General features: G+C 34.3%; 9 protein-coding genes. 7 read left to right on the top strand and 2 right to left on the bottom strand.

The window, feature by feature from the left end; genetic code table 11:
* Positions 1 to 74 precede the first annotated feature (74 nt).
* The 6 genes from KHW44_RS02815 to KHW44_RS02790 all read left to right on the top strand — a co-directional run bounded on the left by KHW44_RS02815 (position 75) and on the right by KHW44_RS02790 (position 9371).
* Positions 75 to 1724: a putative manganese-dependent inorganic diphosphatase gene (locus KHW44_RS02815; RefSeq protein ID WP_304065723.1), complete on the top strand. Its 1650-nt coding sequence runs from the start codon at positions 75 to 77 to the stop codon at positions 1722 to 1724.
* A gap of 19 nt (positions 1725 to 1743) precedes the next feature.
* Entirely contained in the window at positions 1744 to 2697 is a 954-nt protein-coding gene (locus tag KHW44_RS02810; protein ID WP_304065721.1) for a 2-dehydropantoate 2-reductase, read from the top strand.
* A gap of 273 nt (positions 2698 to 2970) precedes the next feature.
* A complete protein-coding gene (locus KHW44_RS02805; RefSeq protein ID WP_304065718.1) occupies positions 2971 to 7665 on the top strand; it encodes an FMN-binding protein in 4695 nt (1564 codons plus the stop codon).
* Positions 7662 to 8351 carry a ferric reductase-like transmembrane domain-containing protein gene (locus KHW44_RS02800; RefSeq protein WP_304065714.1) on the top strand — a complete coding sequence of 230 codons (690 nt, stop codon included), beginning with the start codon at positions 7662 to 7664 and terminating at the stop codon, positions 8349 to 8351. Before KHW44_RS02805 ends, KHW44_RS02800 begins: the two co-directional genes overlap by 4 nt.
* 64 nt (positions 8352 to 8415) lie before the next feature.
* A complete protein-coding gene (locus tag KHW44_RS02795) occupies positions 8416 to 8760 on the top strand; it encodes a hypothetical protein (protein ID WP_094225224.1) in 345 nt (114 codons plus the stop codon).
* A gap of 104 nt (positions 8761 to 8864) precedes the next feature.
* Positions 8865 to 9371, top strand: coding sequence for a DUF6568 family protein (locus KHW44_RS02790; RefSeq protein WP_304065709.1), 507 nt, complete (start codon positions 8865 to 8867; stop codon positions 9369 to 9371).
* A 15-nt stretch (positions 9372 to 9386) separates the two neighbouring features.
* Here KHW44_RS02790 and KHW44_RS02785 read toward each other — a convergent pair whose 3' ends face one another.
* Positions 9387 to 9794: a DUF3139 domain-containing protein gene (locus KHW44_RS02785; RefSeq protein ID WP_304065706.1), complete on the bottom strand. Its 408-nt coding sequence runs from the start codon at positions 9792 to 9794 to the stop codon at positions 9387 to 9389.
* Between the two features lie 101 nt (positions 9795 to 9895).
* The gene (locus KHW44_RS02780; RefSeq protein WP_304065703.1) at positions 9896 to 10138 is read right to left on the bottom strand and encodes a cell division protein FtsW; all 243 of its coding nucleotides are present in this window, start codon (positions 10136 to 10138) and stop codon (positions 9896 to 9898) included.
* 128 nt (positions 10139 to 10266) lie between these two features.
* On the opposite strand from KHW44_RS02780, the gene KHW44_RS02775 reads away from it, so the two are divergent.
* Complete coding sequence (locus KHW44_RS02775; RefSeq protein WP_304065700.1) at positions 10267 to 10671, top strand: DUF3139 domain-containing protein; 405 nt, start codon at positions 10267 to 10269, stop codon at positions 10669 to 10671.

Genomic DNA, 10671 nt, shown 5'->3' with positions numbered 1-10671 from the left:
AGGTTAGGAAAATAAAATTAAACAATCAATCGGCAGAAAAATAATGTTTGGTTGATTTTTATGAAGGAGAAAATATGGACAAAATATATATTACTGGTCACAAAAACCCTGATACGGATTCTATCTGTGCGGCGTTAGCTTATCAAGAGTTGAAAAAAAGAACTGGCGTGGAAAACATCGAGGCTATTAGAATTGGCGATGTTAGCAGGGAAACTCAATTCGTGTTGGATTATTTCGGAGTAGAAGCTCCAACTTTCATGGATTCTATGAAGCCACAAATCAAAGACATTAGCTTTGATGCTGCAATGTGTGTATCGCAACATGCAAGTCTTTACAAGGCGATGAATTTGATGCAAGAAAAAAAGGTAGCTAGTTTGCCCGTAATCGACATCGAAGAAAGACTTCTTGGAGTTGTGTCTTTGTCAGACATTACAAAATGCTACATGGATGTGTGGGATGACCAAATCCTATCTCATTCAAATACTCCAGTTGAAAACATCATCGACGTTTTGAGCGCAAATATTTTGAATATTCCAGCAGAAGACAGAGCGTTATCCGGGAAAATGGTCGTAGGAGCGATGGATCCGAAACAAATGGCAAAGTATTTGGAAGAAGATGACATCGTGATTTTAGGTAACAGAGAAGACTCACAAATCGATGCCATAGATAAGAATGTGTCCATGATTATACTTACTGGCGGCAACAAATTAAATGATGAGTTGTTACAAAAGGCAAAACAAAAAGACATCATTGTAATCTCTACAGAGTTTCAAACATACATGGCAGCACGTCTTCTTCCACAATCTGTGCCTGTAAATTACGTTATGACAAGAGATGAAGTGGTTAATTTCACATTGACAGACACTGTTGAAGATGTGAAAAACACAATGTCCAAGACAAGATACAGATCATATCCAGTAGTTGACAATCAAAACAAAGTTGTGGGAAATATTTCCAGATATCACGTTATTAACGAAGAAAAGAAAAAGCTAATATTGGTGGATCACAACGAAAGAAACCAATCAGTTGATGATATGGAATGTTGCGATATTACAGAAATCATCGACCACCACAGAGTTGCAAATGTCGCTACACAAAACCCAGTTTATTTCAGAAACGAACCAGTTGGTTCAACTTGTACAATTCTTTCCAAAATGTTCTTGGAAAAAGGAATTGTCCCTACAAGACAAACAGCGGGATTGTTGTGTTCAGCGATAATTTCCGACACATTGTTGTTCAGATCTCCAACTGCAACAGAAACAGACAGAATGATTTTGGATAGAATGGCAAAAATCGCCAACATCAACCCAGAAGAATTTGCGATGGAAATGTTCAAAGCAGGAACTTCACTAGAAGGAAAATCACCAGCAGATTTGTTGAACACTGACGTGAAAACATTCAACATCGAATCATACACTTGTAGAGTCGCACAAATCTTCTCCATGGATTTGGATAATCTTGGCAAAATCAAAGACAGTTTACTTGAAGAAATGAACAAAATCAGAAACGACAAGAAAGAGGCTACATTTGTACTAATTCTTACAGATATCTTCAGAGAAGAAAGCGAAGTCTTGGTTTCTGGAATGTTCCAAGAACAATTGGCAGGAGCTTTCGATTCTAAAATCGAAAACAATTCATTCTTGGCTAAGGGACTTCTTTCAAGAAAGAAACAAATGATCCCAAAACTTAACCAAGCTGTGTTAAAATATATTCAAGAGAATTAATTTGAAAGGGAGAGATAAATTGAAAATCACAATTTTAGGGGCAGGAGCAATGGGATGTATGCTTGCAAAAGCAATCGAATCTCCTGATAACGAAATCAATTTAGTGGATCCATACGAAGCACACATGGAAAAAATTAGAAAAGATGGAATCAGAATTATCGACAGAACTGGCGGCGAAAGCACAGTAAAAGTAACATCTGCAAGTACATCTTCACAAGATTTGGAAGTTCAAGATGCCGTTGTAATTCTTGTAAAAGGATACGACACAGAAAAGATTTTGACGGAAAATATGAACATCGTGGGAGATCACACAGTCGTAATGACACTTCAAAATGGTATCGGCAACGTCGACATTTTGAAAAAATACATCAAAGAAGAAAACATCGCACAAGGAATTATGTTCATATCTGCATCTATCGAAGCGCCTGGAGTTATCAGCGCGGGATACGACAGCGACAAAATCAACGTAATATTTGGCGCTATCAATGAAAACCACGACGATAAATTGTTCCACGAAATCGAAAAAGCATTCAGCATGAACGACATCAAAACAGAATTAAATCCAGATGTAGACAGAATTATGTGGAGAAAATTATACATCAACGCAATCTACAACCTACCTTGCGCAGTAATGCATTTGTCCACAAAATACACTAGAACTGACGAAAATTCTGTAGCAATTTTAAAAGCTATCTCAGACGAATTCATAGCCGTTACTGACAAATTGGGCTACAATTTCGACGGCGACAAGCTTTTCAGAAAATACGTCACAGATGCATTCGAAGAATACGGAGACATATTGCCATCAGCAGCACAAGATACACAAAAACACAGAAAAACAGAAGCAGAATTCTTGAATGGAGCAATCGTAAGACAAGCGAAAAAACTTGGACTTGAAGCACCAGTTAATGAAACAATCTACAGATTAGCAATGGTTCAAATGAACAACTACGACAATATGTTTAGTTTGTAAAATAAAATACGACAATTATTGCCACCAATAATTTTGGAATTTATCCAATTTTATTGGTGGTTTTTGTTTATTAAAAAAATTTATTGGTGGTTTTTGTTTGCTAAAATAAAAAAGCAAATAAAAGAACATTAAATTTATTTAGAAAAAGTGTTGTGTTTTTTTAGAAATTTTTTTATAATAAAAAAGCGATATTGATAATCAAAACCATCCATGAGGTTTGAAAAAGTTTTATGATGATATCATGCGCAAAAATTTCTTATAGAAAGGGAAAATATGGATAGAGATAAATTAAAAAAATATTTATCTTTTACTCTTGCTACATTAGTAACAGTTGCGATGGCGTTTTCTATTATTTCTTATAATAAAAAACACAAGATAAATTACGCTACAAACAACAAAACACAAATAGCATCTGGTAGTAATGTAGAGGGATTAAAAGATGGAGAATACGAAGGAAATAGCCAGGGATACGGTGGAGATTTCAAGGTCAAAATTAAAATAAAAAATGGAGAGTTGTCGGCGATTAATGTCGTAACAAACAATGAAACACCTGAATATTACGAAAAAGCATCTGTAATTATTGCGCAGATTTTGGAAAAAGGAAACACAGATGTGGACTCGATTTCAGGAGCGACGATTTCGTCTGAAGCGATCAAAAATGCTGTAGAAGATGGACTACATAAAGCTGGTTCAAAAAAAGAAACACCAAAACTAGCACAAAAAACACAAAAACATAACACACAAAATGTAGCCACAAAAGGACTAAAAGATGGAGTGTACGAAGCTAGTTCCAATGGTTATGGCGGAAGATTATCGGTAAGAGTTACTGTAAAAAATGGCAAATTGACTGATATTGATGTGATTTCAAATAACGAAACGCCGTCGTATTTTAACAGAGCATCTTCTGTGATCGACAGAATTTTAAGCACAGGAAGTGTGAATGTGGATTCTGTTGCAGGAGCGACGATATCTTCAAACGCAATCAAACAAGCAGTATCCAAAGCGTTGGCACAAGCAGGTTCCAAGGAAAAAGCGAAGATTTCAAAAGTAAATCCAAACGCAAAATCAGGCAAGAAAAGCATCAGAAATCTTGTCGGAAAAATTTCCGTAGGAAGCAAACAAATAAAAGATGGTCAGTACATAGGAACCGCACAAGGTTTCAACGGGCCAATCAAAGTAAGAGTTACAGTAAAAGAAGGATCCATTGCGAAAATAGAAATATTATCTCATCACGATGATAATCCATATTTCCAAAGAGCTTCTCGTGTAATTTCGAAAATTCTTGGAAAACCTGGGAAAGCAGTGGATACAGTATCACAAGCGACATACTCAAGCAGAGGAATTATAAATGCAGTCAACAACGCATTGTCAAAAGCAGGAGTAGCGCCAAATATATCAAAGGAAAAATCAAAAAATTCTAAAGGAAAATCTTCTGGAAATAAAAACCAAGAAAAAGAAAATAACAAAAAAACACAAAACAACCCAGAAAATAATTCAAAAACGAATAACAGCAGTAAAATAAATGACGCAAAACTAAAAGACGGTCAATTCACAGGAGTTGCACAAGGTTTCAACGGGCCAATCAAAGTAAGAGTTACAGTAAAAGAAGGCTCAATTGCAAAAATAGAAATATTATCTCATCACGATGATAATCCATATTTCCAAAGAGCTTCTCGTGTAATTTCGAAAATTATTGGAAAACCTGGAAAAGCTGTGGACACGGTATCCACAGCGACATATTCAAGTAGAGGAATTATAAATGCAGTCAACAACGCATTGTCAAAAGCAGGAGTAGCGCCAAACATATCAAAGGGAAATTCAGCAGGAAATTCTAAAGAAAATTCTCAAGGAAATTCGGGTAACAAAAACGAAGAAAAACCACAAAACAATCCAGAAAAACCAGAAAATAATAACACAAACAGCAGCAGCAAAATAAATGATGCAAAACTAAAAGACGGTCAATACACAGGAATCGCACAAGGATTCAATGGACCAATAACAGTTAAAGTTACAATAACTAACGGATTAATCTCTGGTGTGGAAATAATATCTCACAGTGATGATGCGCCGTATTTTGCAAAAGCAATGTCTGTTATTTCTAGAATTTTGGGTAAACCTGGAAAAACAGTGGACACAGTATCCACAGCGACATATTCAAGCAGAGGAATTATAGGTGCAGTCAACAACGCATTGTCCAAAGCAGGAATTGCACCAAACGAATCTAATCAAAAACAAGAAAATAAACCAGAAAAAGAAAACAACGAACAACCAGACAATAAACAACCGGAAAAAGAAAATCCGAATAATAACAAGAAAGATAATGACAAGAATGACCCACAAAAAATTGACGACGCGTTGAAAAAATACTACAACAATAATCCATTGAGAGATGGAGAGTATAGCGGATGGGGCATTGGTTACATCAACACAAGGAAAACCAAGACCTACATCAAAGTCGAAAATGGCGAAATAATCGACATCAAAGTAGGTAAAGATTCGGAATACGGAGACGATATGGGTCCATTTAGAAAAAAAGCAGAGAAAGTTTTGGCGTTCTTAAAAGGAAAAGAAGGACGATTAAATCTTGCGAAAATGGGATTATACCGCGAGTATTTCGAACAAATTAGAAACAGCAAAGATCCGAAATCAAAAGTAGAAGAATTATTTGGAAAACAATACGGCGCGCTTTTGAATGGACTTTCTGGAAATAACATTAAAACAGAATCTGATTTGACACTACTTTCGAGAGCTGTAAAAGCATACATGTCAGACAAATACAACTCAAAAGAAATGTTTGATAGTATATCGGGTGCAACTGTGAGCGCAAGTGGAATCGCACAATCGACAAGAGAAGCGACAGCAAAATCGTCAAATGATTACAAGAATAATTCAGATGTCAAAGAAATCAAGATTATATCACCTAAAAACAAAACAATTGAAGTGAACAAAAACGATGCAGCTGATTTTTCTGAAATGAAGATTATTGTAATCAAAAAAGACGGTTCATCCGAAAAAATCGGCTGGACAGATTTCCAAGCAAATGGAATTTCAATTACAGATGACAAGGGCAACGCAATTACGAATGATTTGTCAAAATATTCCGATACGAACTTAATCAAAGCAAAAGTTGTTCACGAAAAATCATTGTCATACGATGAGTTCAGAATTCTAATCGGAAACTACAGCAAGGATTATATCGTAGGATTGGAATACAGCGTTGACGGAATCAAATGGTACAGATTGGAAAATGCATCAAAAGATTTTGAAAATACAAACAACATCGCAGACAGACAAATAATTGATGCACCAACGTCATTTGAATTTTCAAAAGTAAAACTTCGCGCAGTATCGAAAAACAACAAAAGATACGAATACACAACATCAAACGCTGCAATCAACAACACTCAAGCGAACTATCATCTCGTATCGAAAGACAATCCGAACTTGCCAAGCGTAATATTTGTAACATTCAAATTGTCGGGAAATGAATCGGACAAGAAACTTGTCAAAGACAAAGAAAAAGAAAATCCTGAAGAAAAAGAACAAGAATCAAAAGAAGAAATCCCAGTTGATCAAAAAGTAATCGACACAAGCTTGATGGATTCCAACGGACAAAAATGGATCGAAGGAAAACCAATCAGGCCGGCAACAGTGACAAGCTTGGACAAAGATGCGAAAATAATTGCGAAAATAGATGGATTGCCACAAGGATTATCATTTGACGGAACGACGATAACAGGAACACCACAAGTAAGTACAGAAGGATGGCCGGAAGATGGAAGTGGATTCAAAACAATCACACTAAAACTAAAAGCAGAGAAAAATGGAAAAATACTTGTAAGAAAACTAACATATTGGTTATACAGAGATAAAGATCGTGACGGAATATCAGATGACGACGATGTAGATAACGGAGAAAAATTCACACCACAAAGAAATGGAGCACAGCCAATAATAGTCAACGGAACAAAACCAACCATCGAAGATTACAAATCCAAGTTCTCAAACATCCCACAAGATGGATCGGTAGAAGTAACACTTGAAAAAGAACCTGATTATACAAAAGCGAGTGAACTTCCACAAAGAGTTAACCTGATTTTCAAAGTCAAAGGAATAAAAGAAGTTGGAAAAAGCTATGTGATGGTAATAGTGAAAAAACCAGTTGACAAAAAAGCTGAACAAGAAACAAAAGAAGAAATTCCTGTTGATCAAAAAGTAATCGACACAAGCTTGATGGATTCCAACGGACAAAAATGGATCGAAGGAAAACCAATCAGACCAGCAACAGTTACAAGTCTTGACAAAGATGCGAAAATAATTGCAAAAATAGACGGATTGCCACAAGGATTATCATTTGACGGAACGACAATAACAGGAACACCACAAGTAAGCGCAGAAGGATGGCCGGAAGATGGAAGTGGATTTAAAACAATAACACTAAAATTAAAAGCCGAAAAAAATGGCAAAATATTAGTGAGAACATTGACATACTGGTTGTACCGTGACAAAGACCGTGACGGAATATCAGATGATGATGACTTAGACCATGGAGAAAAATTCACACCGCAAAGAAATGGAGCGTCACCAATAATAGTCAACGGAACAAAACCAACCATAGAAGACTTCAAAGCGAAATTCTCCAACATTCCACAAGATGGATCGGTAGAAGTAACACTTGAAAAAGAACCTGATTATACAAAAGTAGGACAATTTAGAGTTAACATAATATTTAAACTTAGAAAAACACAAGAAATATCAAAATCTTATGTGTTTATCAAAATCGAGAAACCTGTTGTAGAAGAAAAAGACAATGAAAAAGAACCTATAAAAGATTCTTCAGATAAAAAGTCAGAAAAATCTCAACCAAAAAATGAAAAAAACAACTATAAAACTGATTTGAATATCGACACTAAAACACAAGATGAAAAACAAAAGAATTTGGAAAACTTAAAGGAGGAGATTAGATGACTTTAATAATAGGAATAATTTTCACTATAATATTTTATAGCTTAACAGCCCAATCAATAAAAAAACATCCGGGGGCATATTATCTAGGAATGTATGCGTGGACGGGACTAGTTGTGTGTTATTACAACATGGGTTACTACAGATATTTGCCAACTTGGTTCAACGATTATTTCATGAAAATATTCGCCAGAGGAATATTTGCAACGGCAACATTCATGATAGTAATGTTCTTAGGGACCGTTACAAAACACAATGATTTTTCAAAAAAACTGATGAGCATTCGTGGAGAAATGTCTATAATAGGAAGTTTGTTGGTGATAAGCCACAACATAATATTTGGAGTACATTATTTCCCAGTGCTTTTCACAAATCCCTTATCCTTGCCAAAAAGAGAACTAATCGCATCAATAATAACAATATTTTTATTGTTGATGCTGATTCCGCTTTTCGTGACATCATTTAAGGTAGTTCGTAGAAAAATGAACGCCAAAAACTGGAAGAAACTTCAAAGAATGGCATATCCATTTTTTATAGGAATTTATGTGCATGTAATGGTGCTTTATTCAAATAATTGGAAAGCACACATCTCTGGAGTTATAATCTATACGATTATTTTTGTGAGTTATGTGATATTGAGACTCAGAAAATCATTTTACAAGAAGAAAAAATCACAAAAACAGAGATAATTTAGTTTGTTTGTATAATAATTATGATATAATGTAACTATCAAATAAGAAAGGAACATATATCATGTCAGAACAAGAAATTTACGAAATTACGAGAAATTATGCTGTAGTCACAGCGATATTTCTAATCCTCAGCGTTTTCGGTATCTACTTATCATTAAAACGCAAAGACGATCATTTGCTAGGAATCGTAACAAGTGTATTTCAAATAGCAATATCATTTGCAATGTTGTGCATGAACTTCACAATAACTTTGCTACACGATGGAATGGGTGCAGATGACACAATGCTTGTGAATTTCTGCTTGTACGGATGGTTATTGGCATTAGTATTGATGGCAGTAAGTGCAATAATAACCATTAGAAATATCTTAAAACAACGCAAAAAACAAACAAAATTGAATTACTAAAACAACGGCCACCAACAATAGTTGGTGGTTTTGCTGTCTACAATCATACAGATTGATTATTACCTGTAAATATTATAAAATAAATTAAAAACAGGAGGGAATATATGAAAAACAAATTCAAATTAATCGTTTGTGTCAGCTTTATGTTGGTATTATTTGCAAGTTGCAACCAAAAACAAGATGAGCTTACAAAAAAAGCCACAGGAGTTGAATCCAAAAACGTAACCACAGAAGAAGACAAGCAAAAAGCCATCGAAGAATACGAACAAAACATCAAAGGCGTCAAGGAAATCAAAGTAGCAGAACTTGATGAAGTGAGTTCCGGAAAAGAAATCACGGTGTATCTTGGAAGAAAAACATGCCCAGATTGTCAAAAGTTTTCAAAAATATTCAAACCATTTGTATCCAAATATGAAATCTACTACATAGATAGCGTCGCTGGAATCAAAAAATCTCCGGAAGATTTGAAGAAATTCAGAACTGACAACGACCTCAAAACAGTCCCAGCAGTGTTTCGAGTTAAAGATGGGAAAATCACCGACAGAATGAACATCGACGACAAAGTGGGAACTACACCAGAAGAACTACAAAAGTTTTTTGATAAGAAATAAGGATAAGCCATAACGTTAGTTATGGCTTGTTGTTTTAGTTTCCCAATCATCATCTAGAGGAGGATATTTGAATTTTTGTCTTTCTTCAGGGCTCAGACTCTTATAATCATCTTTTGATTGGAATTCGATAGAATCTAGACTCATTTTACCAGGATTTGGGTAATCGTCGTAGGTATAAACGAGAGTAAAACCCGCAGGATCTTTTATCTGCACTCTGTATACTTGGTTTCCTTTTATATAATCTTTTATTGCTTTTATCTCTTTTATGTTATCTTTTTTTATTCCTTGAACTTCCATGTATCTATACAACTTTTTGTATCCGTAATGTCTTTGAACAGGAACAGCTATTATCCATTTTATAGCTACAAAAACCACAAGACATAGTAGTAGTATTTTGATTATTGAAAACTTTTTCTTTTTCACATATAACGCCCCTCTCTTTGAGATTATTATACTATAAAATACAAAGGAATCGAAGGTATGAAAATATTTTTTCTATTATTTTATTTATTAAAATTGTTAACTTACCATACTTCTTTTCCTGTCATTTTTCCCCAATCAATATCTTCTTTTGAATATTTGCCATTAAAATCCTCAAATAAATCTTCAATATTCATTTCATCATTAGAAGAATTTTCGATTATTAGTTTATTATCTTTAATTTTTAAATCTAAAATATCATTATCTTTCCAACTTAAAGCATCCAAAATCGACCTTGGAATTTGCAACACATGAGAATTTCCACACTTATGTAATTTGATTTTCATAATTCCCCCTAAACGTTAAATCATTAATGCATCTAGTATATACTTTTTTTAATAATTTTTTTCTCATTTGATATTCCTCCATCAAAAATATAGTATAATTATAATACAAACACGAAGGAGATATAAAGATGCAAAAAACAACAAAAACAAACTTCAGAAAAATATTGAAACTAGTTTTATGGGTAGGTCTAATTATATTTTGTATCAATTTAATTATAAAATATCCTGTACACAGGCACATTGGTTTTGACAGGATGTATAAGTACATGGATATGCAGAAAATTCCAAGAAGTGATATCAAAAGTGTGAGGGCGTTCAGATCCACAAAAACGGACGATTATGTTTATTGGGTTGTGTTAAAAGATATGGAAAATTATAGGTTTGAATATGGATATAATTTGAAAAAAGATAACATGTCGTTGAACATTAGTAAAAAAGAATATGATGATGTGTACAAGTATATTAGTGACGAGGAAGTTGCTACATTAAAATATAAACCATTGAAAGAAAGTATTTACTATTTCAAAAAATAA

This window comes from Finegoldia magna, from assembly GCF_018371055.1.
Classification (GTDB): Bacteria; Bacillota; Clostridia; order Tissierellales; family Peptoniphilaceae; genus Finegoldia; species Finegoldia magna_I.
The sequence above is the reverse complement of the archived record's forward strand: the minus strand, read 5'-3'. Positions and strand labels throughout refer to the sequence as shown.